1 protein-coding gene is annotated in these 691 nt (G+C 32.7%); it reads right to left on the reverse strand.

The genetic code is table 11. The features are described 5' to 3' along the window. On the reverse strand, positions 1 to 540 hold a 540-nt coding region (locus tag BFJ87_RS14205), incomplete at its 3' end, for a hypothetical protein (RefSeq protein WP_139344259.1). Positions 541 to 691 lie beyond the last annotated feature (151 nt).

Here is a 691-nt window from a genome sequence, read left to right on the forward strand (position 1 = left end):
TGTTTTATTAGAGCCAGTTACCTTTATTGCGCCTGTTGCCAGCGCTCCATTTATGGTACAATTTGTAATGGTATTGGTATTTCCAAAATTAGAACTATTTTTTGATCCTATATACCCAAATGTTTGTCCAACACCAGATAAACCTTTATAATTCACGGTAACATTATCTATTGTTAAATTTTCTACGCTAGACACAATACTTACCACAACACCACTAAATAAATTAAAAATATTACTTGCACTATAGTTTATCGTACTATTTTGTAGCGTTACGGATCCTGTAACTGTAGCATTAGAGCTAGATGAATAACGCAAAGCACCTACATAATTACCAGGATTATTACCACCCCACTTGTAATTAAATATACAATCTTCAATAACCACTGGCCCCTCTTTAGGATCAAAAATACGAGCTATTTCAACACCACAATTGGTAAACACATTCTCTTTAATTGTGTTATTGATTAATACACCATAGTAACCAGTAGTACCAGAACCTAAAGTTAAACCAGGATAATTAGACACATCAATATGACTCATATACACATCTGACGCTGCAGACGTGCTTACTCGTGTAGATCTAGGTTATAGTAGGCTTCTATAGTATAACAATCATATCAAATCTCAGAGATCACGTATTGGAAGACTAAAACGTAACATTATAGAAAAAAATAAAAAAATAATAATATAG

Source organism: Cellulophaga omnivescoria (genome assembly GCF_001999725.1).
GTDB classification, from domain to species: domain Bacteria; phylum Bacteroidota; class Bacteroidia; order Flavobacteriales; family Flavobacteriaceae; genus Cellulophaga; species Cellulophaga omnivescoria.